This is a genomic window from Streptomyces sp. NPDC087844, from assembly GCF_044742785.1.
Taxonomy (GTDB): Bacteria; Actinomycetota; Actinomycetes; order Streptomycetales; family Streptomycetaceae; genus Streptomyces.
Map to the genome: position 1 here is coordinate 1 of NZ_JBIUVD010000016.1, position 26,087 is coordinate 26,087.

At 70.3% G+C, this 26,087-nt stretch carries 25 protein-coding genes; 15 read left to right on the forward strand and 10 right to left on the reverse strand.

Annotated features, from left to right (window positions below):
- The first annotated feature begins 297 nt into the window (after positions 1-297).
- The gene (locus ACIOKD_RS27495; RefSeq protein ID WP_402089314.1) at positions 298-2,739 is read left to right on the forward strand and encodes a GH92 family glycosyl hydrolase; all 2,442 of its coding nucleotides are present in this window, start codon (positions 298-300) and stop codon (positions 2,737-2,739) included.
- Positions 2,740-2,811: 72 nt separating this feature from the next.
- Here the strand turns inward: ACIOKD_RS27495 and ACIOKD_RS27500 are convergent, their stop codons facing one another.
- The 7 genes from ACIOKD_RS27500 to ACIOKD_RS27530 all read right to left on the reverse strand — a co-directional run bounded on the left by ACIOKD_RS27500 (position 2,812) and on the right by ACIOKD_RS27530 (position 9,965).
- The gene (locus ACIOKD_RS27500; RefSeq protein ID WP_402089661.1) at positions 2,812-3,639 is read right to left on the reverse strand and encodes a DUF1206 domain-containing protein; all 828 of its coding nucleotides are present in this window, start codon (positions 3,637-3,639) and stop codon (positions 2,812-2,814) included.
- Positions 3,640-3,943: 304 nt separating this feature from the next.
- Entirely contained in the window at positions 3,944-4,843 is a 900-nt protein-coding gene (locus ACIOKD_RS27505; protein ID WP_402089316.1) for a PhzF family phenazine biosynthesis isomerase, read from the reverse strand.
- A gap of 79 nt (positions 4,844-4,922) precedes the next feature.
- On the reverse strand, positions 4,923-5,273 hold the full coding sequence (locus ACIOKD_RS27510) for a RidA family protein (protein WP_402089663.1): 351 nt from the start codon (positions 5,271-5,273) through the stop codon (positions 4,923-4,925).
- Positions 5,274-5,278: 5 nt separating this feature from the next.
- A complete protein-coding gene (locus tag ACIOKD_RS27515) occupies positions 5,279-6,808 on the reverse strand; it encodes a leucyl aminopeptidase (RefSeq protein ID WP_402089318.1) in 1,530 nt (509 codons plus the stop codon).
- A 63-nt stretch (positions 6,809-6,871) separates the two neighbouring features.
- On the reverse strand, positions 6,872-7,777 hold the full coding sequence (locus tag ACIOKD_RS27520; protein WP_402089665.1) for a DMT family transporter: 906 nt from the start codon (positions 7,775-7,777) through the stop codon (positions 6,872-6,874).
- Between the two features lie 204 nt (positions 7,778-7,981).
- Entirely contained in the window at positions 7,982-8,872 is an 891-nt protein-coding gene (locus ACIOKD_RS27525) for a LysR family transcriptional regulator (RefSeq protein ID WP_402089320.1), read from the reverse strand.
- A 202-nt stretch (positions 8,873-9,074) separates the two neighbouring features.
- The gene (locus ACIOKD_RS27530; protein WP_402089322.1) at positions 9,075-9,965 is read right to left on the reverse strand and encodes a LysR substrate-binding domain-containing protein; all 891 of its coding nucleotides are present in this window, start codon (positions 9,963-9,965) and stop codon (positions 9,075-9,077) included.
- Between the two features lie 176 nt (positions 9,966-10,141).
- On the opposite strand from ACIOKD_RS27530, the gene ACIOKD_RS27535 reads away from it, so the two are divergent.
- From ACIOKD_RS27535 to ACIOKD_RS27575, 9 genes are all read left to right on the forward strand, one after another.
- Positions 10,142-10,300, forward strand: a complete 159-nt coding sequence (locus ACIOKD_RS27535; RefSeq protein WP_402089324.1) for a hypothetical protein — start codon at positions 10,142-10,144, stop codon at positions 10,298-10,300.
- A gap of 387 nt (positions 10,301-10,687) precedes the next feature.
- On the forward strand, positions 10,688-11,071 hold the full coding sequence (locus tag ACIOKD_RS27540; protein ID WP_402089326.1) for a DoxX family protein: 384 nt from the start codon (positions 10,688-10,690) through the stop codon (positions 11,069-11,071).
- Positions 11,072-11,234: 163 nt separating this feature from the next.
- Complete coding sequence (locus ACIOKD_RS27545; protein WP_402089328.1) at positions 11,235-11,684, forward strand: hypothetical protein; 450 nt, start codon at positions 11,235-11,237, stop codon at positions 11,682-11,684.
- 231 nt (positions 11,685-11,915) lie between these two features.
- Positions 11,916-12,764: an ISL3 family transposase gene (locus ACIOKD_RS27550; RefSeq protein ID WP_402089330.1), complete on the forward strand. Its 849-nt coding sequence runs from the start codon at positions 11,916-11,918 to the stop codon at positions 12,762-12,764.
- Between the two features lie 354 nt (positions 12,765-13,118).
- A complete protein-coding gene (locus tag ACIOKD_RS27555; RefSeq protein WP_402089332.1) occupies positions 13,119-14,792 on the forward strand; it encodes an FAD-dependent oxidoreductase in 1,674 nt (557 codons plus the stop codon).
- Positions 14,789-16,336 (forward strand): ATP-binding protein, encoded by a 1,548-nt coding sequence (locus ACIOKD_RS27560; protein WP_402089334.1) that lies wholly within the window; start codon positions 14,789-14,791, stop codon positions 16,334-16,336. The genes ACIOKD_RS27555 and ACIOKD_RS27560 overlap by 4 nt, the downstream gene beginning before the upstream one ends.
- On the forward strand, positions 16,333-16,689 hold the full coding sequence (locus tag ACIOKD_RS27565; protein WP_402089336.1) for a UBP-type zinc finger domain-containing protein: 357 nt from the start codon (positions 16,333-16,335) through the stop codon (positions 16,687-16,689). Before ACIOKD_RS27560 ends, ACIOKD_RS27565 begins: the two co-directional genes overlap by 4 nt.
- Positions 16,690-16,820: 131 nt before the next feature.
- Positions 16,821-19,940, forward strand: coding sequence for an AAA family ATPase (locus tag ACIOKD_RS27570; RefSeq protein ID WP_402089338.1), 3,120 nt, complete (start codon positions 16,821-16,823; stop codon positions 19,938-19,940).
- A gap of 217 nt (positions 19,941-20,157) precedes the next feature.
- Positions 20,158-20,532 carry a hypothetical protein gene (locus ACIOKD_RS27575; protein WP_402089340.1) on the forward strand — a complete coding sequence of 125 codons (375 nt, stop codon included), beginning with the start codon at positions 20,158-20,160 and terminating at the stop codon, positions 20,530-20,532.
- Between the two features lie 114 nt (positions 20,533-20,646).
- Here the strand turns inward: ACIOKD_RS27575 and ACIOKD_RS27580 are convergent, their stop codons facing one another.
- A complete protein-coding gene (locus ACIOKD_RS27580; RefSeq protein ID WP_402089342.1) occupies positions 20,647-21,330 on the reverse strand; it encodes a DUF6624 domain-containing protein in 684 nt (227 codons plus the stop codon).
- Positions 21,327-21,563 carry an ATP-binding protein gene (locus ACIOKD_RS27585; protein WP_402089688.1) on the reverse strand — a complete coding sequence of 79 codons (237 nt, stop codon included), beginning with the start codon at positions 21,561-21,563 and terminating at the stop codon, positions 21,327-21,329. Before ACIOKD_RS27585 ends, ACIOKD_RS27580 begins: the two co-directional genes overlap by 4 nt.
- On the opposite strand from ACIOKD_RS27585, the gene ACIOKD_RS27590 reads away from it, so the two are divergent.
- The 5 genes from ACIOKD_RS27590 (at position 21,471) to ACIOKD_RS27610 (ending at position 24,534) form a co-directional block, all read left to right on the forward strand.
- A complete protein-coding gene (locus ACIOKD_RS27590; protein ID WP_402089343.1) occupies positions 21,471-22,112 on the forward strand; it encodes an SDR family NAD(P)-dependent oxidoreductase in 642 nt (213 codons plus the stop codon). The genes ACIOKD_RS27585 and ACIOKD_RS27590 overlap by 93 nt on opposite strands.
- A 168-nt stretch (positions 22,113-22,280) precedes the next feature.
- Positions 22,281-23,102, forward strand: a complete 822-nt coding sequence (locus ACIOKD_RS27595; protein WP_402089667.1) for a helix-turn-helix domain-containing protein — start codon at positions 22,281-22,283, stop codon at positions 23,100-23,102.
- A gap of 3 nt (positions 23,103-23,105) precedes the next feature.
- The gene (locus tag ACIOKD_RS27600; protein WP_402089346.1) at positions 23,106-23,351 is read left to right on the forward strand and encodes a DUF397 domain-containing protein; all 246 of its coding nucleotides are present in this window, start codon (positions 23,106-23,108) and stop codon (positions 23,349-23,351) included.
- A gap of 114 nt (positions 23,352-23,465) precedes the next feature.
- A complete protein-coding gene (locus ACIOKD_RS27605) occupies positions 23,466-23,669 on the forward strand; it encodes a hypothetical protein (protein WP_402089348.1) in 204 nt (67 codons plus the stop codon).
- Between the two features lie 55 nt (positions 23,670-23,724).
- Positions 23,725-24,534, forward strand: a complete 810-nt coding sequence (locus ACIOKD_RS27610) for an SAM-dependent methyltransferase (protein WP_402089350.1) — start codon at positions 23,725-23,727, stop codon at positions 24,532-24,534.
- A 49-nt stretch (positions 24,535-24,583) separates the two neighbouring features.
- Here ACIOKD_RS27610 and ACIOKD_RS27615 read toward each other — a convergent pair whose 3' ends face one another.
- Positions 24,584-25,981, reverse strand: coding sequence for an FAD-binding oxidoreductase (locus ACIOKD_RS27615; protein WP_402089352.1), 1,398 nt, complete (start codon positions 25,979-25,981; stop codon positions 24,584-24,586).
- Positions 25,982-26,087: the final 106 nt, after the last annotated feature.

A 26,087-nucleotide genomic window follows, 5' to 3' on the forward strand; every position in this document is an offset into this window, starting at 1 on the left:
CACCCCCCAGGTCATGCCTTCGACAGGGGGACACAGTCATGCCGGACCCGGAGGCCAGCGGCCCCGTTGCGGAACCGCAGAAAACATAACGGGGGTGAGCGTGCCGTTCTCCGTGGTTCTTGCGGGGGCGGGCGGAGGGCATGTGCTGTGGGTTCATCGGGCGTTCATCAAGGTTGACGGGTTCGGCGGTTCGATGCGTGGTGCGGCGGCCTAGGCTCGTCCGCGGCACTTCGCGGGGCCGGGTCGTCGTCAGGCGGTCGGGCCCGTCGCTCGTCCACACGGAAGGATTTCTCGCACATGGTCCTCAGATCCACCGTTGTGTCGCGGAGGTTCGGCAGGAGAGCCGCCGCTCTCGCGCTGACCACCGCGCTCGCCGCCGCACTGCCGGGGCCGGTCTCCGCGGCAGCCGACGCCGCCGCGCCCGCCCGCCCCACCGCGTACGTCGATCCGCTCATCGGCACGGCGAACGGGGGCAACACCTACCCGGGCGCCAACCTCCCGTACGGCATGATCGGTTGGTCGCCGACCAGTACCAGGGGCGACCAGACCAGCACGGGCGCGGCCAACGGCTACGAGTACGGGGCGACCCGGCTGCGCGGGCTGAGCCTCACGCATGTGAACGGCGCGGGCTGCAACCCGGGCGCCGCGGGCGACGTACCGATCATGCCGTTCGTCGGGGACGTCACCTCGTCGCCCTCGGCGGACACCAAGGACGCCGTGTACGCGGCGAACTTCTCGCACGCCGACGAGCGGGCCGTGCCGGGCCGCTACACCGTGGGACTCGACTCCGGCGCCCGCGCCGACCTCGCGGTGTCGCAGCGGGCCGGCGTCGCCGACTTCACGTTCCCCGCCGACAAGCCCGCCAACCTGCTCTTCCGGGTCTCCAACTCGCTCAACGGGAGTGAGGACGCGGAGGTGGAGATCGACCGGGCCAACCGCAAGGTGACCGGGTCGGTGCTGACGGGCGCGTTCTGCGGCCGGCGCGCCAACGGCGGGGTCAACAACCGCAAGAGCTACTACCGGCTCTACTTCAGTGCTTCCTTCGACCGCGCCTTCGCCGGCACCGGTACGTGGAAGGACGGCACCCTCTCCCCCGGCGCCACCACGGGCGGTGGCGGCGAGGGATACGCCACGGGCGCCGACCGCGCGGGCCGCGGCTCCGGTGGTTATATCGGCTTCGACACCGCGTCCGACAACGATGTCCACATGCGGCTCGGCATCTCGTACGTGAGTCTCGCGGGAGCCGAGGAGAACCTCCGCGAGGAGATAGGGCCACGGGCGAGCGTCGACCAGGTGGCGGCGGCCGGGAGCCGCGCCTGGGACCGCGAGCTGCGTTCCGTGCGGGCCGGGGGCGGCAGTGAGGCCCAGCGGACCGCCTTCTACACCGCGCTCTACCACTCCCTCCAGCAGCCCAACCTGGTCAGCGACACCGACGGCCGCTACCCCGGCATGGACGGCGAGCCGCACCGGATCGAGCGCGGGCAGGGGGCGCAGTACAGCAACTTCTCGGGCTGGGACCAGTACCGGGCGCAGATCCAGCTGCTGGCCCTGCTCAAGCCGCGTATCGCGGGGGACTTCGCCCAGTCGCTTCACAACTTCGCGCAGCAGAACGGCGGGGTCTGGGACCGCTGGGTGCACATCAACGGCCCGACGCATGTCATGACCGGTGACCCGACAGCGGCCACGCTCGCCACCTTCTACGCCATGGGTGTGCGCAACTTCGACTACCGCGGCGCCTTCGACTCGCTGGCGAAGCAGGCCACCGTGCCGCACCCGGACGGGCTCTCCGACGCGGGCTGCCCGGGCCAGTGCACCGGCCAACGGCCCAACCTGGCGCAGTACATGACCTCCGGTTACGCCGCGCAGGACGCCTGCCACTGCTGGGGCGGTGCCGCCGAGACGCTGGAGGACTCGGTCGCCGACGACGCCCTCGGCCGCTGGGCGAAGCTGCTGGGCCGCGACGAGCAGGCCGCCTACTTCGCCGAGCGGGGCGGCTGGTGGCGCAACGTCTTCAACCCCGCCGCGACGGACGGGGCGGGCACCGACGGCTACATCCAGGCGCGCAACCTGGACGGGTCGTGGGTCACGCCGTTCAGCCCCGGCAGCGACCGCGGGTTCGCCCAGGGCACGAGTGCCACGTACACCTGGATGGTGCCGCAGGACGTGCAGGGGCTCGCCAAGGCGATGGGCGGACGTGAGGTGGCCGCGAACCGGCTCGACGGCTTCTTCCACAAGGCCGACGGGTCCTGGTCGGTGAAGGGCGGCGACGCGCTGCGCTACGACCCGACCAACGAGCCCGGCATCCACGCCCCCTGGCTCTACAACGCGCTCGGTCAGCCGTGGAAGACCCAGGCGACCGTCCGGCAGATCCTCGACACCGTCTACGGCACGGGACCGACGGGACTGCCCGGCAACGACGACCTCGGCACCATGTCCGCCTGGTACGTCTTCTCGGCCCTCGGCGTCTACCCGCAGACCCCGGGCAGCGCCAACCTCCTGCTGGGCGCGCCGCTGTTCCCGCACGCCGTGATCGACCGGCCCGGCCGCGACCTCGTCATCGACGCGCCCGCCGCCGACGCCACGCACGCGTATGTCGGCCAAGTCCGGCTGAACGGCCGTACGCACGACCGGTCCTGGACGGACGGCAGCCTCCTGCGGACGGGCGGCACGCTCACGTTCACGCTGGCGACGGAGCCGAACACCCGGTGGGCGACCGCGCCCGCCGGACTGCCCCGCTGATCAGCCGCTGGACAGGAGTGTGGCCCCGGATCCGGATGACGGACTCGGGGCCACACCGATGTTCAGCGGCCGTCAGAGCTTGCGGTACCTGGCCATGGCGAAAGAGAACAGTCCGAAGAGCATCAGACCGACGGCTATCAGCACCAGCAGCCACGGACCCACCGGGGTCTCGGCGAACGAGCGCAGGGTGTCGTCCATGCCCTTCGCCTTGTCCGGCTCGTAGTCCCAGGCCGCGCGGACCGCGAAGCCTCCGGCGACGGCGAACACCAGACCGCGGGCCACACCGCCGCCGACACCGGTCACGTCGACCGCCTGGCGCACCTTGCGTGACACCGCGCCGAGCCGCATGTGCTTGTGGTACTTCCGGCGCGCGGCCTGCACGGCCATCCAGACGCCCGCGCAGAGGATCACCACTCCGGCCACGCCCACGAGCCACCGCCCCGCGGGCAGGTCCATGGCCTTGGCCGTGGCGTCCCGGGACTTGCCGTCGCTCGAACCGCTGCCGGCGGCCCCCGCGGCGAAGGAGATCACGGAGTAGGCGACGAAGCCGTAGAACACGGCCCGTGCCGCCGACGCCACCCTCTTCTTCGCCTTGTCGCCGTCGGGGCCCGCCGCGCCGAAGACCGCTTCGGACAGCCGCCAGAGCGCCATGCCGACCAGTCCGACGCCCAGCGCCCAGAGCACGACCTCCCCGAAGGGCTTCCCCGAGACCTCCTGGAGCGCACCGCCCTGGTCCGCCTGTTTCCCGCTGCCGCCGAAGGCGATCTGCAGCGCCAGCAGGCCCACCAACAAGTAGATGACACCGCGCGCGGTGAAACCCGCCCGCGCCGCCCCCTCCATGGCAGGGGCCGCCTTTCTCTTCCCCGCCCGGCTGCCTCGTGTCAACGTGCTCGCGTTCATCATTGCCTCCCGTCTCCGGTTGCCCCGGCTCGGCCGTACGACACCCGGCGGGCCCGGCCGGGCGGTACGTCCCTTCTCCGAAGCACTTCGGGGGGATCGAACATACGATGGGCGTGCAAGTGGAAGGGCGTCGCGCGCGACCGCGCGGGGACGCCGCGAATCGCCCCGGCCCGCATCAACGTCCGTCGGCACGAAAAGGCCTTCCGGCTGCACTCATACGACCAGACGGCCCAAGTGAACACGTTTGGAAAAAGTCCTTGTGTGCCCCGCAGAGCGTCAGCCCCCGAGTCAGTCCTCGGCCGTATTAGGCATTCAGTTGGGTTCGGAACGCGGTCGTGGCGTCACCGGTGACGGATACCAGGAGTTTGCCGGCGGTCGTGGCATCGACGCGTACGTGGGCCTCGCCGGGTCGTCCCATGGCTGCTCCCTGACGCCCGGTGAAGGTCAGTCGTCCTGCGGGGGCGGAAACGATGCCGTGGTGCACGAGGTATGCGCCGAGGGGCCCGTGCCCGTTGCCGGTGACCGGGTCCTCCGGAATGCCGATTGCGGGCGCGAACATCCGGGACCAGGTGAGCAGGCCGGGGTCCTGGGTTGTCCGGGTGAAGGCGAAGAATCCATTGCTACCCACCTCCCGGCTGAGTTCGGTCAACGCGGCGGAATCCGGGCGTAGTCCGTCCACCACTGTCCGGTCGCGCAGCTCCACGAGCACTTTGGAGTGCCCGGTCGACACGATCTGGACCGGAGCGCTGTCTGTGAGATCGCCGGCCCGTAGGCCCAGCGCTTGCCGCAGCCGGTCGACCTGGTGGCCGTCCAGTTCCGGGCCGAAGGCAGCGGGGCCCTGGTGGATGCCGATCCGTACGTGGTCGCCGTCGCGGTGGATCTCCACCCGCTGGAGCAGTCCGCCACCGGTCTTCTGCATCAGTGAGCACGACGGCAGTCCGTACTCGACTGCGCGCGCGAAGTGCGCCCCCACGGTGGCGTGCCCGCAGGCCGGAACCTCCGTGGTCGGGGTAAAGAAGCGGACCCGGATGTCGTGGTCGGGGCCGTCGGCAGGCAGGACGAAGGCGGTCTCGGAGTTGTTCAGTTCGCGTGCCACCGCGAGCATGGCTGCGTCCGTCATGCCCTCCGCGTCGAGTACCACGCCTGCCGGGTTGCCGGTGAAGGGCGTGCGCGTGAAGGAATCAATTTGGTAGAGGGTCCTCACAGTCGCCCTGCCTCCTGCTTTTCGTGGATCCGCCAGGCGACGGCATCTGCCGCCACCTTGTATCCGTGGTGAAGTCCCGCTACCTGAAGGACCGTTCTGGCCGGTGGTCACCGAACGCCTTGTCGAAGACCAGGTCGACGGCTTCCCAGTCGGCGATCTCGGTTACGTACAGCGTCACCTTGGCAACGGAATCAGTTGCCCCACCGGCCGCTTCAACGATCGACAGAAGGTTGGACAGGACTTGGCGCGCTTGCACGCCCACAGCGGATTCAGGGAGCGCCGCCCCTCCGACGGCCAGTTGCGCGGAGACATGTATCGCGCCGTCAGGAGTGACAGTGGCCTGCGCGTAGTGACCGAAGGGCTTCGGCGCGCCCTCGGTGGCGACGCGGTCCAGCGGAGACCTGTTCCGCGGATCTCGGCCACCGCACATGGTGCTCACCTCTGTCCCCCCGCGTCTGCTGCGTGCGGGGGACGGTCGGCCGCGTCCTGGGCCAGTGCGATGAGGGTCCTGACTGCGGATCCGGTGCCACCACGCGGCGTGTAGCCGTAAGGGCTGCCTTCGTTGAAGGCCGGTCCCGCGATGTCCAGGTGGGCCCAGGGGAGGCCGGTCGGCACGAACTCCTGCAGGAACAGGCCGGCCGCGAGGCCGCCGCCCATTCGCTCACCGGAGTTGGCAATGTCAGCGACCTGCGAAGCCAGGCCCGTGAGCAACTGGGCCGGCAGCGGCATCGGCCAGGCTTCCTCGCCGGCCCGCCGGGCAGCGTCCAGGACGCAGTCCCGGAACGCGTCATCGTTGGACATGACGCCGAAGATGCGGTGCCCCAGTGCCATCTTCATCGCAGCGGTCAGGGTAGCCACGTCCACGATCGCGTCCGGCGTGTCCTCGCTCGCCCGCACCAGGGCGTCGGCGAGGACCAGACGTCCCTCGGCGTCGGTGTTGAGCACCTCCACAGTCCTGCCGCCGTACATCCGCAGCACATCGCCGGGACGGACTGCGGAGCCGGACGGCATGTTCTCCGCCAGCGCCAGCCAACCGGTGACGTTGACGGGCAACCCCAGACGCGCCGCGGCCACGACGGCGGCGAACACCGCCGCCGCGCCGGACATGTCCCTCTTCATGATCTCGTTGAAGCCGACCGGCTTCAGGGAGATGCCGCCCGAGTCGTACGTAATTCCCTTGCCGACGAACGCGAGGTGCGTCCGCGCCTCAGGGTGCGTGTGGGCGATACGCACCAGCCGTGGCGGACTTGCCGAACCCTGGCCCACGCCGACGATCCCGCCGAACGAGCCGTCGGCCAGCGCCGTCTCGTCGAGCACCTCCACCTGCAGTCCATACGTCTGCCCGACCGACTGCACCATCGCGCTGAAGCTCTCCGGGTAGAGGTCATTCCCCGGCATGTTGACGAGGTCACGCGCACGGTTCAGCTCCTGCCCGATCACCTCCGCGCGCGTCACCGCCGCCACAGCCGCGGTGCGGCCCTCAGGGGCAGTGAGGACCAGCAGCTCACCGACGGGAGCCGTACGGTCAGCGGATGCACGGTATGCGCTGAACGCGTACGCCCCCAGCACACTGCCGAGCGTCAGCGCCTCCACCGCGTCGACGGACAGAGCCGGCAGCGCCACGGCAGCCGTGTCGATGCCGGACAGGGCGCGGGCTGCGACGCCGGCAGCCCGGCGCAGTGCCTCGGCGTCGTAGGGGCCATCGTCCACAGCATCGCCGAGTCCGACGGCCAGGACGAAGCCGGCTTTGGCCGATGCGGGGGCGGGGAGCCTGAGCGCCTCGCCTTCGGCGCCGGTCATGCCGAGGGCCCTCAGCAGTTCGACGAGGTCACCGTCGTACGCCAGCGCCACATCCTCCGCGCCGGGAGCCAGGGCGAGGCCCTTCGGGCCCTTGGCCACGCCGATCACGACGGCATCCGTACGCAGCGCTGCTGCTGGTGCGGTGGAAATGCTCACTGTAGTCACGGGCGTGGCTTGCTCTTTCTGTTCCATCGAGACAAGGGAGACTGTCACTTGGCCGGAGCCGGGTCAGTGCTTCGAGGCAGCCGGTACGGCTGGTGACTCTGCGGTCGAGGCCGACGGGGACGGTGCGCGCTGCTGACGTCGCGTCATGGTGACGCCGACGAGCACGACGATCATTCCCGCGGCGACACGGAGGCTGAAGTCCTCACTGAGCACGACGGCGCCCAGGAGTACGGAAATGACCGGCAGGAGATAGCCGACGGTGGCCGCGTTGGTCGCGCCCTCGTCCGCGATGATCCGGTACGTGAGGTGGAAGGTGATGCCTGTCGCGAAGATGCCCAGGGCGACGACGGCGATCACCGTGGTCACCTGGGCGTGCACCGGAGACAGGCCGCCGGCTGGCACGGTGAGGATGGTCAGCGCGGTCGCAGCGAGGATCTGGGCCGAGGACAGTGAAACGGTGGGAGTGCCCTTGCCGACAAGGGTGGCTCCCATGTAGGCGAAGCCGACGGCGTAGCTTGCCGCCGCTCCGACGATGGCCAGGGCGCCCCAGCCGACACTGTCGGCCTGCTGCCAGGGGGCGAAGATCACCACGACTCCTGCGAAGCCCAGGAGCAGGCCGCCCAGCCGGACCGGGCCCACTCTTCGCTCCGTGCCGATGGCGATGCCGATCAGGACGGACCAGAGTGGCGTCGTCGCGTTCAGCACACCGGCCACGCCGGAGCCGACCGACTGTTCACCGACGCTGAACAGGCTGAAGGGCAGGGCGTTGCAGAAGAAGGCGGCCACGAAGATTCGCCCCCACATCGCAGTGCCGCGCGGGAGCCGCTGCCTTGTCCCATAGCAGAGCGCCAGCAGCGTGAGCGACGCGAGTACGCATCGGATGACGGTGACCTGGACGGGAGAAAAATCCTCCAAGGCCACTTTGATCCACAGGAACGTCGATCCCCACAGGAGGGCGAGTATGCCCATCCGCGCCCAAGCCCAGGTTTTGCCGACGACACCGCTCACTGTGCTTGCTCCTTGTTCGGTCTATGTGCGAAACAGTGCTCGCATCAACCTGTAAGGACAAGCAAAAAGATCTACACCTTTGTTAAGGGCAGCTACATCGTGAAATGGGCAGAGCACGCGACGGTGTGCGCGACGGACCAAGGACGTCGCATGGTCGTGGAACGCTCAGTGGGCTGCCGCAGCTTTGAGGGCCTGGAGGAGCCCCTGCAGGGCCGGCTGGCCAAGTGACGTCTCCCGTACCACCGCGTGGATGGCTCGGATCGGCTCGGGATTGCGCACCTTCCGCACCACGACGCCGGGATGACGACTGGCCAGCCCCATATCCGGGACAAGACTCACACCGAGCCCGGCGGCGACGAACCCCTGTGCGGTCGCATAGTCCCCGCTGTCCACGACGAAGTCGGGGCTGAAACCCGCGGCCCCACAGGCATCGACTACCGTGTCGAGGCACGTGCCGGGCAGCTCGCTGCCCACCCATGACTCGTTGGCGAGGTCGCCGAGATCGATGATCTGCTTCGACTCCAACCTGTGCCCCTTCGGCAGGACGACGCGATAGGCGTCGTCGAGCAGGTGGACCAGGCGCAGGCCGTCATACACCCGGCCGTGCGGCCTCACCGCGATGGCCAGGTCGGCATGCCCCTGTGTCACCTCTGGCAGCGGGTCATCGGGATCGGTCATCCTCAGGTCGGTACGCACTCCTGGGAACTCCTCGCGCAGGCGGGCGAGTGCCGGTGCCACCAAGGAGGAGCCGACCGTGGTGAAGTACCGTATCGCCAGTCGGCCCGTACGGCCCTCGCGGAGGTCGGCCAGCGCTGTCTCCGCCGCGGCGACCTGCCTGCCGATAATGGCGGCGTGTTCAGTGAGCAGCCGTCCGGCTGCCGTCGGGCGCACCCCCCGGCCGACCCGTTCGAGCAGTGCCATACCCGCCTGCTTCTCCAGGGCCGCCACCTGCTGACTGATGGCTGAAGGCGTATAGCCAAGACTAGCCGCCGCGGCCGTTACCGAGCCGCTGGTCACCACGGCGCGCAGAACTGTCAGACGACGCACATCAAGCATGGAGCGGAGCTTAAGTCATCAGCGCAACCGTCCACTTGGTCTACTGGGTCGCGGTAGGCGGCTGCCGGAGTGACTGCAAGGAAGATGCATCCGGCGGCAAGTTGGGCTCGCAGGGGACTTGAAACGAGAAAGGCCGGCAGCTCCGGCTCCGCGGCACGATGTCGGCCCCCTGCGCGGCACGGGCACGCGTCGTTTCGCTCCTTCAGAGGGAGATCGGGCCGAGTTCGGCAGCGGTCTGTGCAAGTGCCCGGACGGCAGGGCTGTCGGCGGTGGTGCGCCAGGTGAGTGCCCAGGCGAGGGCCGGGGCGTCACGGAGGGGCAGGAAGACGATCCCCGGTGGCCGGTTGTAGCGCGCCGCGATCTCACCCAGCGGATGGACGCACTGGCCGGTGGAGACCCGGGAGAGTACTTCGTGGAAGGTTCGCGCGGCCGGGCCACGAGGGATGCGGCGGCCAAGCGGAGTGTGCGTGGGGACCATCGCCTCGACCCAGTACTCGGGGGCCTCGGCACCGAGGTCGACAACGCGCTCGTCGGCGAGATCCTCCAGCGACGCGGTGCCGCGTTCGGCGAGCGGATGGTCCGCGGCCACGGCCAGGACACGGCCGCCGGTGAGCACGGTGGGGCCGACCGTGATGTCCGGTTCGGCAACGGGTAGCCACAGCACGTGCGCGTCGTGCTCTCCAGTGCGCAGCGCGGAGAACGCGTCGTGGGCGATGATCTCGCCGAACTGGATGTCGCTGCCGGGGTGGCGCGCGCGAAACGCATCGACGAGTGGTCGCAGTTCGTGCCCGGCGTGCCCGAAGACGCCCAGGCGCAAGGTGTGGCCGACGCCAGGGCCCGCTGCCTGAGCGCGGGCGAGTCCTGCGTGGAGGAGGTCGACCGCCTGCTGGAGATCCTCCCGCAGGCGTCGTCCGACCGGGGTCAGCGTCACACTCCGGCTGGTTCGGTCGAACAAGGCGACCCCCAGGCGCCTTTCCTGCCTGCTGATGGCCTGGCTGACGCGTGCCTGGGAGACCTGTAGCCGCTGCGCGGTGCGGCTGAAGTGCAGTTCTTCGGCCAGGGTCAGGAAGATCTCGATGTCGCGCAGCTCCATACATCACCCCCAGGTTATGAATAGCCGCGTGAAGCTTACCTTGTTCGAGCTCTGACCTGCATCGATGCTGGACACATCAAACCCATCACCCCACCGGGCCTACGAGGGGCGCCGGACCGGCGGAGGGGCACAGGCGGGGGTATTCGATGATTACTCTGCAGGACATCGTCGATCGCATGGAGATTGAGGCACTGCGAATCGAGGTCACCGACGCGGTGATGATGCGCGACTTCGAACGTGTCGCCACACTGTTCACATCCGACGGCGCGGTGCGGTGGCCGCACATCAGCAGGGAGTTCGTAGGCCGCGAAGCGATCCGTGCGGGGATCGAGTGAGGCCAGGGGCTGTGGGAGTTCTTCGTGCAGCACGTCCATCCCGGCGTCGTCCGACTTCGCGGTGACACCGCGACCGGGCGCGCGTACACCAAGAGGTTCGGGGGAGTTCGGGGGAGTTCGGGCGCATGCGCAGCGGGGACTCACACCTGAACTACGCCCTTTAGCACGAGCGATATCAACGGAGCGCCGACGGGTGGAAGTTCAGCGAGCGCGTCTACGAGGTCAGGTACCTCGACTCCACCCGTCTTGCCGGTATACCACCCGCTTCGCCCTGCTGACGACATCGGCGTGCAGCGTCCTGGTGCAGCCCGCGACGCGGCCGCCGCCGAAGAACACTCGCCCTCGCACCACGACAGCCAGCTGCGCACAAGACCAGGAGCCCTCTCCATGAACCTCACCCTCTGGATCGCCGCCGGTCTGCTGACCGCAGTTGCTTTGGCCGGCGGACTCAGTAAGACCCTCATCCCCAAGACGAGACTGGCCTCTCAGCACGGCGGCGAATGGACACAAGACGTAAGTCCGGGGTTCATCAAGGCGCTCGGCATCCTGGAACTCATGGCCGCGGCCGGACTGATCCTGCCCGCCGTGCTCGATATCGCGCCCGTCATGGTTTCCGTGACCGCCGCCTGCTGGATCGTCCTCATGGTCGGCGCGATGATCACTCACGGCCGTCTCGGCCAGTCCAAGTTTGTGCTGCTGAACTCCGTCTACCTTGCGCTGGCCGCCCTCGTCGCCTGGGGACGACTCGGACCTTGGCCCTTCGGTGCCTGACGCGGATCGGTTCGGCGTTTTTTGGGCGACCTTACGAGATCATCGGGGCCGTCGCATCTGGCTTCCACCGGCCTCTCCGTCATTCAAGAGCTGACGACGTCAGCTGGGCGGGTCATGATTTTCCAACTGATCGAACTTTCGAACTACTTAGGGGAATGACTTGATGAGGAAGTTGCTGAGAAACCGAGTTGTCACGCTTCTGGCGGCGAGTGCGCTCTTTACCGGCGGTTCCGTCACGCTCGGGGCGACCAACGCGGCGGCTGCCGACTGGACCTTCAAGAAGAGCGCGGTGTCTTCCGACGGGGGCTTCACCATTGCCGCCTACATCAGCGGCACCTACGCGGGCGTCGTGGTGTGGAACGCGGATCCCTCCGGGAGCATCCCCGGCGACGCGTTCCAGGTGGTGGACGTGTATGCCGACGGGTGGGGCATGGAGGCCTCCATGATCCATCCCACGACGGGGCGCGTTGCCACCACGCGCGGGCACTCGGCCGTCTACTACAGCCCGTGGAACAGCGGCAATCTGGCAGAGGGCACCGATGTCTACCTTCAACTCTGCGCGGTCCAGGGCACATCCGCGGACTGCAGTCTCGCGTACGGAGGCCACGCGTAACCACATGCTGACCGCCTGACCGTCTGACCGCGGCGCAACTCGCCGTCCGCCCCCCGGAAGCCGGGGGGCGGGCGGCTTCTATCTTCCCCATTGCCGAGCACGGTTCCTGACGAGTGCCTGTAAGCACGTTGGTCGGGGTCTGACCCAAGTTGTGCGGGCCGACTACTCGTTGTAGCTGTTGATCTTCACGGCGGGGGTTCGGAAGTCGCCGTGAACGAAGATCCGTCTCCAGTGCAAGAGCTGTTGTTCCCGTCGAACACGAAGGTCGTGATCACGTCCGCCGAACTGGACGGCGAAGCGATACGCATCGAGGCACGATGCACCGCAAGCGACGCTCGTTGCCCGGCCTGCGGAGACTGGCCGGATCAGATCCACGCGTCCTACCTGCGCTTCCCCGCGGACCTGGCCTGTGCCGGACGACCGTGCGTACTGGCGCTGCGGGTCCGCCGGTTCATCTGCGCGAGCGCGGAATGCCCGCGGCGCACGTTCGTCGAGCAGGTGCCGGGACTCACCAGGCGCCACGGCCGGACCACCGAGCGTCTGCGGTCCACGATGGGCAAGGTCGGGCTGGCCCTGGCCGGTCGGGCCGGCGCCCGCCTCGCCGCGCACCTGGGCATCGCGACCAGCCGCAATACGCTGCTGAGGCGGGTGATGGACCTGCCCGTCCCACCCGCGACGCAGCCGAGGGCGGTCGGGGTCGACGACTTCGCGCTGCGCCGCGGACACCTCTACGGAACGGTGGTGATCGACGCTGAGACGCACCGGGTCCTGGACCTGCTGCCCGAACGGGACGCCGCCACCCTCGCACCGTGGCCGGCCCGGCACCCGCAGATCGAAGTCATCTGCCGTGACCGGTCCGGGGCCTACGCCGACGCCGCTCACACCGCCGCACCACAGGCTCTGCAAGTCGCCGACCGCTGCCACCTGTGGCAGAACCTCGCCAACGCAGTCGAGAAGACGGTCGCCGCCCATCGCCCCCGCCTTCGCGACCTTCCCGCCCCGGCACCTGAGCCCGAACCCGAGTGGGAGACGGCGGACGCGCCAGCTCCCGAGGACGACGAGCCGTCCGGAGTCCTATGAGGACGGCAACCTGATCTCTCTCCCCCGCACACCGGCTCCCCGCCGGTGCGGCCTGCCCGTGCCCGAAGAATCAGGATTTCGCTTCCCATCGCCCCCACCACGGTCGCTCCCCCTCGGAAGCGCATTCGCCGATGGTGTCTGGTCCCGGTCCACCAGCAGAGACGGGCCCTGGTGATGATGTTGTCGACCAAGATCCGGACCATATGCGGGCCAGCCTCCGTCCGACCTTCTCTGTAGCCGCCATTCGTGCAGGTCAACGGCTTATACGGCCTGTACCAGCAGCAGACGAAGAACCTGCTGCCCGGATCGCCACAGCCGTCGCCATGGCCTCTCCCCGTCACGTACGGTCGTTCTATGGCACCTGAGAGGTCTACCGTAGGTGTAATCCTGACCGTGGACGACGACCCGGGAGTTTCGCGTGCCGTGGCCCGTGACCTCCGGCGGCGCTACGGCGAGACGTACCGTATCGTGCGCGCGGAGTCCGGGGAGAGCGCTCTCGAAGCGCTGCGCGAGCTGAAGCTGCGCGGAGATCTCGTCGCGGTGATCCTGGCGGACTACCGCATGCCGCAGATGAACGGGATCGAGTTCCTGGAACAGGCCCTGGACGTGTACCCGAGTGCGCGCCGGGTCCTGCTGACGGCGTACGCGGACACGAACGCGGCGATCGACGCGATCAACGTGGTGGATCTGGACCACTACCTCCTCAAGCCCTGGGACCCGCCCGAGGAGAAGCTCTATCCCGTCCTGGACGACCTGCTGGCCGCCTGGCGGGCCTCCGACCACCGGGCCGTCCCGATCACGAAGGTCGTCGGTCACCGCTGGTCCGCGCGGTCCTCGGACGTACGGGAGTTCCTGGCCCGCAACCAGGTGCCGTACCGCTGGTACTCGTCGGACGAGCCCGAGGGCAGGCGCCTGCTGGCCTGCGCCGAGCAGGACGGCGAGCGGCTGCCGCTGGTGGTCACCGCCGACGGGGCGGTGCTGGTTCAGCCCGACGATCAGCGGCTGGCCGCCCAGGTGGGTCTCGCCACGACGCCGACCGCCGAGTTCTACGACCTGATCGTCATCGGCGGCGGCCCGGCCGGACTCGGCGCGGCGGTGTACGGCGCCTCGGAGGGGCTGCGGACGGTGCTCGTCGAGCGCTCCGCGACCGGCGGACAGGCGGGGCAGAGCTCGCGCATCGAGAACTACCTGGGTTTCCCGGACGGTGTGTCCGGGGCGCAGCTCACCGACCGGGCGCGGCGGCAGGCGTCGAAGTTCGGCGCCGAGATCCTGACGGCACGCGAGGTGACCGCTCTGGAGGTCACCGGGGCCTCACGCACCGTACGGTTCTCGGACGGTTCGGCGATCTCCGCGCACTGCGTGATCCTGGCGACGGGTGTGTCGTACCGGCAACTTCAGTCGCCTGGCGCCGACGACCTGACCGGGTGCGGGGTCTTCTACGGGTCGGCGCTGACCGAGGCCCCCGCGTGCCAGGGGCAGGACGTGTACATCGTCGGCGGGGCGAACTCCGCGGGGCAGGCCGCGATGTACCTGGCCAGGGGTGCGAAGTCGGTCACCCTGCTGGTGCGGGGCTCCTCCCTGACCGCGTCGATGTCCCACTATCTGATCGAGCAGATCACCGACGCGCCGAACATCTCGGTGCGCACCGGGACGGTCGTGGACGCGGTGCACGGTTCCGACCACCTGGAACAGCTCACCCTGCGCGATCTGGAGAGCGGTCACACCGAACTCGCCGACGCCCAGTGGATGTTCGTGTTCATCGGCGCCGCGCCGCTGACCGACTGGCTGGACGGCACGGTCCTGCGGGACGAGCGCGGTTTCATCGTCGCCGGGCCGGACCTGGCGGTCGGCGGACAGCCGCCGCCCGACTGGGAGCTGGACCGGCCGCCGTACCACCTGGAGACCAATGTGCCCGGGGTGTTCGTGGCGGGTGACGCGCGCGCCGAGTCGGCCAAGCGTGTCGCCTCCGCCGTAGGAGAGGGAGCCATGGCCGTGATGCTCGTCCACCGGTACCTGGAGCAGTCATGAGCGGGCGGCCGATGCCGTGCGACATCGAGGAGCTCAGCACGCTGTTCCTGTTCGAGAAGCTGGACGCCGAGCAGTTGGGGCGGCTGTGCGGCGAGGGGCGGGTCGAGCTGTTCGAGCCCGGTCACGTCTACGAGGAGGGCGAGCCGGCCACCTGCTTCTTCGTTCTCCTGGAGGGCACGCTCGTCATGTCGCGGCGGGTCGGCGGCGACGACGTGGAGACCAACCGCACGTCCCAGCGCGGGGTGTACGCGGGTGCCATGCAGGCCTACCTGGCGGCCCCGGACGAGGCGCGATACAAGGGCTCCCTGCGGGTCACCGAGCCCTCGCGGTTCTTCATCCTGCCCGCCGAGACGTTCTCCGCGGTCCTGCGGGAGTGGTTCCCGATGGCCGTGCACCTGCTGGAGGGGCTGTTCTTCGGCAGCCAGAACACCCAGCGGACCATCGGGCAGCGTGAGCGGCTGCTGGCGCTGGGCTCGCTGTCCGCCGGGCTGACGCACGAGCTGAACAACCCGGCCGCGGCGGCGGTCCGGGCCACCTCCGCGCTGCGGGGCCGGGTGGCCGGGATGCGGCACAAACTCGGCATGATCGCGGCGGGCCCGTACGCGCGCGACGCCCTGGAGACACTGGTCGAGATCCAGGAGCGTACGGCGGAGCAGGTCGCCAAGGCGACACCGCTGAGCCCGCTGGAGGCCTCCGACCGGGAGGACGCGCTGGGTGACTGGTTCGGCGGCCACGGCATCTCGGGCGGCTGGGAGCTGGCGCCGACGTTCGTGCAGGCCGGGCTGGACATCGACTGGCTGGACCAGGTGGCGGCGACCGTGGACGACGGGACGCTGGAAGGCGCGATCAGGTGGCTCAACTACACGGTCGAGACCGAGTTGCTGATGAACGAGATCGAGGACTCCACGACCCGCGTCTCGAACCTCGTGAACGCGGCCAAGCAGTACTCGCAGCTCGACCGGGCGCCCTACCAGGTCGCCGATGTGCACGAACTGCTCGACAGCACCCTGATGATGCTCGCCGGGAAGATCGGCTCCGGCGTCCGGATCGTCAAGGACTACGACCGTTCGCTGCCCAGGATCCCCGCCTACCCGGGCGAGTTGAACCAGGTGTGGACGAACCTCATCGACAACGCCGCCTCGGCGATGGGCGGCGAGGGCACCCTGACCGTGCGCACCGCGCTCGAACGGGAGCAGCTGCTCGTCGAGTTCCGCGACACGGGGCCCGGGGTGCCCGAGGAGATCCGCGGCCGGATCTTCGACCCGTTCTTCACCACGAAGCCCGTGGGCGAGGGCACCGGGCTGGGCCTCGACATCTCCTGGCGCATCGTCGTGAACAAACACCACGGGCATCTGCAGGTGCACTCCGAGCCCGGCGACACCCGCTTCCAGGTCTTCCTCCCCCTCACCGCGGAGGAACCCGAGGCGGAGCCCAAGTCGGGGCATACGTCGGGGCATACGTCGGGGCCCGGCTCCGAACTCGTCGCGGAATCCACCAGGGAATCCGCCTCCACCCGATCCGACACCCCTCAGGAGGCGTCATGACCATCTCGGACACCGACGGAATCGACCCCGGGGTACCGCCGAGCGGCACGGGATGCGTCGAGTGCGAGGCCGCGCAGGGCTGGTGGTTCCATCTGCGGCGCTGCGCCCGGTGCGGACACGTCGGTTGCTGCGACGACTCCCCCTCCAAGCACGCCACGGCCCACCACCGGAGCACGGGCCACCCCTTCATCCGAAGCTTCGAGCCGGGCGAGGCCTGGTTCTGGAACTTCGAGACGTCCGAACTGTACGAGTCCGGCCCCGACCTCGCCCCGCCGCTCAGCCATCCGGCCGACCAGCCGGCGCCCGGCCCCGCCGGCCGGGTGCCGGCGAACTGGGCGCAGACGCTCCGCTGACCCGGCCCGCTCCCGCACCGCCTCGCCGGTCCTCGGGCCGGGGTCGCGGGGTGGGGGCCGAGGGCCGGGGTCGCGAGGTGGGGTGAGGGCGGGGCCGGTGGACTGTCGGTGGCGCGTGCCAGGATGGATCCGTGTCGACCACCGCATTCACCGCGCCGCTCAACGGACCCTTCATCGGGCCCTTCATCGGGCGTGCGGCCGAGCTCACCCGGCTGACCCGGGTTCTGGACCGGGCCCGGGCCGGTGAGGCACGCGCCGTGCTGGTCGCGGGGGACGCGGGAGTGGGCAAGACCCGGGTACTGGCCGAGGCCGCCGGGCATGCCGCGGCGGCGGGCACGACGGTGGTCACGGGGCACTGTGTCGACCTCGGTGACGTGGGTCTGCCGTATCTGCCGTTCACCGAGATCCTGGGTGTGCTCGCCGGGGACGAGCGGTTCTCCGGCACGCTGGCCGCGCATCCCGTGGTCGACCGGCTGACCGGGCACGGCGGGGACGGGGCGCGGGACGCGGGCGGCCGTCCGCAGCTGTTCGAGGGCATGGCCGCGCTCCTGGCCGAACTGACCCGGGCGGCCCCGCTGTTGCTGGTCCTGGAGGACCTGCACTGGGCGGACCAGTCCTCCCGCGACCTGCTGCGTTTCCTGCTCAGCAGGGGCATCCTGGGAGGCGCGGGAAGTGCGGGCGGCGCGCTCGGCCAGCGTCTCGCCGTCTTCGCCTCGTACCGCGCCGACGATCTGCACCGCAGACATCCCTTGCGGCCCCTGCTCGCCGAATTGGTGCGACTGCCCGCCGTCGAGCGGCTGGAGCTGCGGCCGATGCCCGACGGCGAGGTCGCCCGGCTCGTCCGCGCGCAGCGGACGGCGCCGGTCCCCGACGCGACGATCCGCCGCATCGTCGAGCGCGCCGAGGGGAACGCCTTCTACGCCGAGGAGTTGCTGGCCGCCACCTCGGAGACCGCGTCCGGGGCCGCCTCCGCCGTGCCCAGCGGCCTGGCGGACGTGCTGCTCAGCCGCTTCGAGCAACTGTCGCCGACCGCACAGCAGGTACTGCGCACGGCGGCGGTCGCCGGGCGGCGCGTCGAGCACGATCTGTTGCGCGACACCGTGCAACTGCCGGAGGAGGAGCTGGAGTCGGCGCTGCGCGAGGCCGTCGGACGACAGCTCCTCGTCGTCGGAGGGGGGTCGGGCAGAGACTTCGGCGGGAGCTTCGGCGGGAGTTCCGGTGAGGGCTTGGGTGGCGGCTCGGGCGGGAGTTCCGGTGGGAGCTCGGGCGGAAGCTCCGGTGCGGACAGCACCTACTCCTTCCGGCACGCGCTGATCCGTGAGGCGGTCTACGCGGATCTGCTGCCGGGCGAACGGGTACGGCTGCACAGGGCGTTCGCTCACGTACTGGCCGGGCGGGGCCTGCCGGCCGAGTGCGCCGCGGAGCGCGCCCACCACTCGCGCGAGAGCCATGATCTGCCCGACGCGCTGGCGGCCTCACTGGAGGCGGCCGACCACGCGGCGCGGGTCCGCGCGCCCGCCGAGGAGCTGCGCCATCTGGAGGCCGCCCTCGACCTGTGGTCGGCGGTGCCCGCCGACGCGCGGCCCGACGGCTTCGACACGGTCACCCTGACACTGCGCGCCTCGGCCGCCGCCGCCCACGCGGGCGAGACCCACCGGGCGGTCTCGCTCACCCGGGCCGCGCTCGCGCACATGGGCTCCGACGAGGACTCCGAACTGGCCGCCAGGGTCCGCTACACGCTCGCGGGCGATCTCATGCGGATCGACAGCCTGACCGCCGCGTTCACGTACAGCAGTGAGGCCCTCGCGATGATCCCCGCGGATCCTCCCTCGCGTACGTGGGTGTGGGCCGCGGCCACCCACGTCATGGCGGCGCGGTACGTGGGCGACGACGAGACCGCCCGTGGCGTGGCCCGCCGAGCCCTGGGCATCGCGGAGCAACTGGGCATACCCGACGCCCGGGCCGACCTCATGATCTCCCTCGTCGGTCTGGAGGGAGCGGGCCGGACCACCCCGGAAGGACGGGCCCGGCTGCGGGAGGCACGGGAACTGGCCCGGCGCGCGGGGAACTCCTCGATCGAGATGCGCGCGCTGTTCAACCTCTCCATCGGTGCGTACGAGTCCGGTGACCTGGACGAGTGCCTGACCTGGCTCTCCGACGGGCTGGAGCGCGCGGATCGTGCGGGGCTGCTCGCCTCGCCCTATCCGCTGGAGATGCGCTACCTGCGTTGGTTGGTGCTCTACTCCCTGGGCAAGTGGGACGAATGCGTCCGCGACGCGGAGAGCGATGCCGAGCGGTTGCCTGCGGCGGGTGGCTACGCGATCGGCCCGGCGCTGTCGGTGGCGTTGGCGCGCGGTGAGCAGGGGGCGGCCGAGCGGGCCCGGGCCCTCCTCGACGGACCGTTCGACTGGATGGCCACCCTGGTGGCGGGCATCCTGCTGACCGACGCGGCGGTCCTGCGTCACGATCCCGAGGCGGCCGTCGAACAGGTCCGTACGAGTGTCGCGGCTCTCGTCGACGACTCCGGTGCGACGCCCGACGTGGTGGTGCGGCTCGCGGCGCTCGCGCTGGCCCCGGTGGCGGACGCGGCCGTGGCCGCCCGACTGGCGGGCGACGAGGAGGGCGTGCGGCGCTGGTCCCAGATCGGGGTGGAGCTGGTGGGAATGGCCCGGGTCACGGCAGCCGAGGGCGAGGACGGTTCGCCGCAGGGCCCCGAGGGCCGGGCGTGGCTGGCGCGCGCCGAGGCGGAGTGGGCGCGGGTCTGCGCCGAGCCGGACCCGCAGGCCCGGGTCAGGACGCGGGCCTGGGAGAAGTCGGTCGAGGCGTTCGGCTACGGGGACGTCTATGAGCAGGCTCGCTGCCGGCTCCGGCTCGCGGAGGCACTGGTGGCGTCGGGGCGTCGCGAGGAAGCCGCCGGGCAGGCGCGGGCGGCCCGGGACACGGCTGTCCGACTGGGCGCCGTGCCGTTGCGTACGGACGTGGAGCGGCTGATCCGCCGGGCCCGCCTCGCGGAGACCTCTCCGGTGGAGGGGATCCCCGCGCTGACCGCCCGGGAGAACGACGTCCTGCTGCTCCTCGCGCGTGGCCGGACCAACCGGCAGATAGGCGAGGAACTGTTCATCAGCGGCAAGACGGCGAGCGTGCACGTCTCCAACATCCTCGCGAAGCTGGGCGCCGCGAGCCGTACGGAGGCGGTGGCGGTCGCGTACCGCGAGGGGCTGGTCCAGGCGGAACCGACCGGTTCCGGCTGACCGGCGAGCGGACCTGCGAGCGGATCGGCGAGCGGATCGGCGCTTCGCCGTGCGGCTCGGGTGCGTCGCAGCGGCTGCGGGGTCCGGCGGATGGCTGTGTCATGGAGACAGCTTCACGCGGGGTCGAGCCGCCGTTTGTGTCCGGGGCAACCGGTTACACGAGCGGATGGCCCGCATTCGTACAAGTACAAGCAAGTACAAGCAAAGGTGGCTGTTCATGACGTCCGGCACGCATCTCGCTCTGACGCTCACTCTCACCGGCGGTTCGGCCGCCGACGCGCGGGCTGTCGTCCACACGCTCGAACCCGTCTTCGGACCGCCGGACACCCTGCCCGGCGACAACGGGGCCACGGTCCACACGGCCTCCTTCGGCAGCGGCAGCGACGCACCGACCGGCGGCGAGGGCGAGGGCGGCGGCGAGAAGCCGTCTGCCGCGGCCAAGCTCTCCACGGCCGTCACCGTCACCCTGCAGGGCAGCCCGGAGGCTGTGCGACAGGCCGACGAGACGCTTTCGGCGGCCTTCACCGTCCACGAGGAAGGGGCGGCCTCGGGAGACCAGGAGCAGGAGCGGGAGTTGCGCCTCGAACCGTAGGCCGCCGCCGTGGATCCCGCACGTCCCCGTCCCGGTGCCCCGTGGCGCGTCCGTGACGCGCTCTCACCCGTCGAGCCCAACGCGACCCGACGGGGGTCAACCGGGCTCAACGCCTCACCCGCTGAGTCGTAGGGTCCGCATCTGTTCGTCGAGGGGAGCGAGACCGACATCGCGGCGGCGCTCGTCGAGCGTCTCGGGCCTGCGGACCGGATACGGGCAGCAGGTCGCGGGGTCGACACGGGTTCCGTAGAACTGCGGCTGGCCCAGTTCCACGGCGCAGTGGTCGGCGATGTACGCGTGATGCGGCGCCGGGCAGTGTCCGTCCGCCACGGCCTGCGCGATCAGGTCGCGGCACGCGACCTGGAAGCCGAGATCCGGGGCGTGCAGCAGGATCATCAGGGCCGCGGTCGATGCGCGCGCGCCCACCAGGTCCGCGGTCGGCCAGGCATGGCGCCGGACGATGGCCCGGAGCGCCTCGGCGTTGCCCTCACGGCACTTCACGAGGCGGTGCCACGCGGCCGGTGTGGGACTGCGGTGCGCCTCTCCCGTCGCCCGGTGGTCCTCGTCCACCCGGCGGACCAGTTCTCGGGCGAGGGCGGTCGCGAGCGCCGGGAGCACGGTCCGGTGGCGCTCCCGTACCTCGTCGTGAGACAGGTCCCCGTCGTGGGGCACGCACCCGTCGTTCGGGCCGTCCTCCGTTCCGTACGGCGGGCGGTTCGTCCGGCCGTCGCGAGCCGGGTGGCCCGCGCCGGTCGTGGCCGCGTTCCCTCCCTGTTCGCCGCTGCCGGGACCGGTCATGGCGCCTGCCGCATGTGTAACGAGAACCACGCCCGCTTCCCCGTCTCACCGGGCTCGGCGGGTGCGATGCCCCAGTCGTCGGTCAGCGCGGCCACGATGGCGAGCCCCCGCCCTGATTCGTCCGCCATGCCCACCGTGCGATGACACGGCAGATCGGTCGAGTGGTCGGCGACCGTGACGCGTACCTCGTGGTCGCCGCACTCAAGCGTGTCCTGGTCACCGGCGGCACACACGGGCTCGGCGAGCAGATCGTGCGCCTGCTCGCGGCCGAGGGCGCCCGGGTGGCGACATGCGCGCGCACCGCGGGGGGTCTTCTGTCGCTGCGGGGATCACTGGCTCCCCAGGGTTCCGGGCAGTTGTTCACACAGGCCCTGGACGTCACCGAACCCGAGCGTCTGGAGAGCTTCGTCGCTGCTTCGGCGAAACGTTTCGACGGCCTGGACGGGGTGGTGGCCTCGGTCGGTGGTTCTTGCCGGCGGGTGACCGACGCCTTGTCGTGGGTGGATTCCGTGCCCTGCCGGCGCCCCAGCTCGTCGACCCGGAGGGCGAGCGAGGCGTACGAGCAGCCGGCGTCCCTGATGGCCGTCGCCGGTGCCTTGTCGGCCGCGGCGGGAACTCTGCCCGGGTTCCTCGGTTGTCCCTCACTCACGGTGGCCATCCAGGTCTCGCCTCACGCTGCTGCGGGTTCGCCCACCCCGCCGGGGGCGCCAAGTGCGCGGCGACCGAGCGCCGTTGTGCGCCGTAGCCGCCGGACTGTGCGGCACGTCACTCGCTCCCTATGATTGCGTACACACTCAACTCGCAACAAGCGTTCTGATAATTTCAGAACGATCCGCACGGCTCTGTCTGTGTCAGTCATGGCGTGGCACACTGCGAACTGTGACGGCCGTTCCGGGAGGTAGGACGTGAGCGACAACCGCTCCGGCGGCAGCGCGCCGACCGTCCTGCGGATGGTCCTCGGAAAGCGGCTCCGGCACCTGAGGGAACAGGCGGGGATCTCCTTCGAGGACGCCGCCCGGGCCATCGAGGTCACCCCTTTGACGGTCCGTCGGATGGAGAAGGCCGAGGTCGGCCTCCGTATCCCTTACGTCAGGGAGTTGCTGCGCACCTACGGCGTCCCCTTCCCGGAGGTGGACGACTTCCTCACGATGGCCAGGGAGGCCAACCGGCCCGGCTGGTGGTACTCCTACCGTGACGTGTTGCCGGACTGGTTCAGCGCGTACGTGAGCCTGGAGAGTGAGGCCAGCGTCATCCGCCTCTACGAACCCCACTACGTCCCGGGCCTGTTGCAGACGCACGACTACGCGGCCGCGTTGCTGCACGTTGGCTTCCCCAACGCGACCGAGGAGGACATCGCCCGCCGCGTCGACCTGCGGCTGCGGCGGCAGGACCTGCTCGCCAAGTCCGACGCCCCGGCGGTCTGGGCCGTCCTGGACGAGACCGTGCTGCGCCGGCCGGTGGGCGGGGCCGAGGTGATGCGGGCCCAGATCGACCGGCTGACCGAGGCCCTGGACATGCCGAAGGTCCGGATCCAGATACTGCGCTACTCGGTGGGCGCGCACCCCGGCGCGTTCGGCCCGTTCCACTACTTCCGCTTCGGCTTCTCCGAACTTCCCGACGTCGTCTACACCGAGAGCCTGGTCGGCTCGGTCTATGTGGACCAGCCCGCCGACGTCGTGACGTATCTCGAAGTACTGGACCGGATGTCCGTGCAGGCGGCACCGGTCGCCCGGACCAGGAGCATCCTGGCTGAACTGCGTAAGGAGTTGTGAGCCATGACGTCCGTGGAACCCATCCACAGCGGCATGCCCGCCATCGAGCTGGGCACCGAGGGCTGGGAGAAGCCCTGGAGCGGGACCAACGGCGGCAGTTGCGTCGAGGCCAAGCGCCTCCCCGACGGGAGCGTCGCCTTCCGCCAGTCCAAGGATCCGCACGGGCCCGCGCTGGTCTACACCCGGGACGAGATGATCTCGTTCCTGCGGGGCGCGAAGTCCGGCCAGGCCGACTTCCTCGTCATCTGATCCCGAACGCCGGTACGCCCGCTCGCGCGGACGTCCACCACCACGGCCGCACCACCGCACAACCCGTACGCGCACTTCCGCCGTGCGGGCCCCCGGGCCACACTGGGGAAGTCGGTGGCCGAACGGGACGGCGCCCTCCTCCAGCTGACGGGCCCGGGACACGGGGCGGGCGCCGGGAGCACCGACGCGGCCGATGCCTACGCCCGCGCGTTCCGCACCCTCGCCCAGCATGTGCCCGTCGTCACTCCCGGCGCCGGAGACCCCGGTCCCTCCAGCCGCCCATCCGCCGCCTCGGCGCCCCAACCCGGCCGCCGCTGACAGCAGTTGACGGTACGTTAGGCAGGACCGGCGACGCATGGCAGGAGATCCCCCCATGACAGAAGGCCAGCACACCCCCGACCAGGACGCCTTGTCGAAGATCGACACCACGGTGCCGCATTCGGCCCGCATCTGGAACTACTGGATGGGCGGGAAGGACAACTACGAGGTCGACCGGGTGGCGGGGGACGCCTATCGCCGGATCGCGCCGAACATCGAGACGATGGCCCGCGCCTCGCGCGGATATCTGGTCCGTACCGTGACGTTCGTCGCCGGCGAGCTGGGCATCCGCCAGTTCCTGGATATCGGCACCGGCCTTCCCACGTACGACAACACCCACCAGGTCGCCCAGCGCCTGGCGCCCGAGGCGCGGATCGTCTATGTGGACAACGACCCGCTGGTGCTACGGCACGCCCAGGCGCTGCTCACCAGCACGCCCGAGGGTGTCACCGACTACATCGACTCGGATCTGCACGAGCCCGAGAGGATCATCGAGTCGGCGGGCAGGATCCTCGACTTCGAGAAGCCCGTCGCGCTGATGCTGATGGGCATCCTGGGCCACATCCAGGACTACGAGGAGGCCAGGTCGATCACGCGCCGCCTGCAGGCCGCCCTGCCGTCGGGCAGCTACTTCGTGCACTACGACAGCACCGACACCGACGCCGAGCTGCAGCGGGCCCAGGAGGGCTACGACGACACCGGTGCCGTCCCGTACGTGCTGCGCAGCCCCCGGCAGGTCGCCGCGTACTACGACGGCCTGGAGCTGCTGGACCCCGGCATCGTCTCCTGCCCGCTGTGGCGTCCCGAGCCGGGCACCGACCCGCAGCCGACGGACGTGTACGGAGGCGTCGCCCGCAAGCCCTGACGCCGCCGTCGGCGCCAGGGCTCCTTCTGCGGGTGGTCGGTCAGGTCGGTCAGAGCCGGGTGGCCGGCTGGATGTTCTGGTTCAGCCGGAACAGGTTGCCCGGGTCGTGGTCGGCCTTGATCCGGGCCAGGCGCGCGTAGTTGTCGCGGTAGCCGGCGCGGACCCGCTCCTGCCCCTCGTCCATCATCATGTTCACGTAGGCGCCGCCCGCCGAGTACGGATGCAGGGCCTCGAAGTAGTCGACGGTCCACTGCCTGATGAGGTCGACGTTCGCCGGATCGGGGTCCACCCCCGCGTACACCGAGGCCCAGCGTGCGTCCCGGAAGCTCCAGGCGGTGTCCGTCGGAGCGTGGTCGTGGACGGCGCCGTCGATGGGGTACAGGTGGAACGTCGACTTGAGCGTGGGCAGTTCGGCACCGAACTTGGCGTGCCGGTCGATCGCGTCACCGGGGATCTCGTTGACGAAGTCGGCGCGCCAGTACCACTGGTCGCCGGGCGGGTAGAGCCCGTCGAAGGCCGACTGGATCGCGGGGTGCGGCATCGGCGCGGGCCCGTGCAGCATCGGTTCGGGCAGCGCGGCGAGCAGGGGTGCCATCAGCCGGGCCGCCGTGTCGGCGTCGTCCCCGGCGTAGCACCACACGACACCGCAGGCCTTGCGTCCCTGGAGCTCCTCGGGGAACGGCGGGGCCGGCGGAACGGCGCCGAACAGGAAGAAGCCGTTCAGTTCGCGGGGTGCGTGGGGGATGAAGTCCCGGTAGGCGGCCAGCACGTCGGCGGCCTGTTCGACGGGCCAGAAGGTGGGTCCCGCGACGACCGTGCTCACCTCGTGCAGCCGGAACAGGAACGAGGTGACGACGCCGAAGTTGCCTCCTCCGCCACGGATCGCCCAGAACAGGTCGGCGTTGTCGTCGGCGCTCACGCGCACCTGTGTGCCGTCGGCCAGTACGAGGTCGGCCTCCAGGAGGTTGTCGATGGTCAGCCCGTACTTGCGGCTGAGGTGGCCGAGGCCGCCGCCCAGGGTGAGGCCGCCGACTCCGGTCGTGGAGATGATGCCGCTCGGTGTGGCCAGCCCGTGCGCGTTGGTGGCACGGTCCACCTCGCCCCAGACACAGCCCGCGCCGACCCGTGCCGTCCTGGCGCCGGGGTCGATCCCGATGTCCTTGAGCGGCGACAGGTCGACGACCACGCCGTCGTCGCAGGTCCCCAGTCCCGCTCCGTGGTGCCCGCCGCCGCGGACCGCGAGCGGCAGGTCGTGGTCGCGGGCGAAGCCGACGGCCCGGGCCACGTCCTCGGCACTGGCGCAGCGTGCGACCAGGGCGGGCCGCCGGTCGATCATCGCGTTGTAGACGGCGCGTGCCTCCTGATATCCGGAATCGTCCGGGCCGATCAACTGGCCCTCGAAACCCGTCAGTTCCTGGCGAGCCGCCTGTGCGGGCGTAACGGACATGGCATCCCCCGATCCGGGGCCCGTTTTCCCGAGCCCCTCCGATGGGCCTGTTCTAGTCCGGCGGCGCGGGCACGGACATCCGTCCCCACCACTCAGCTCGGCGTCC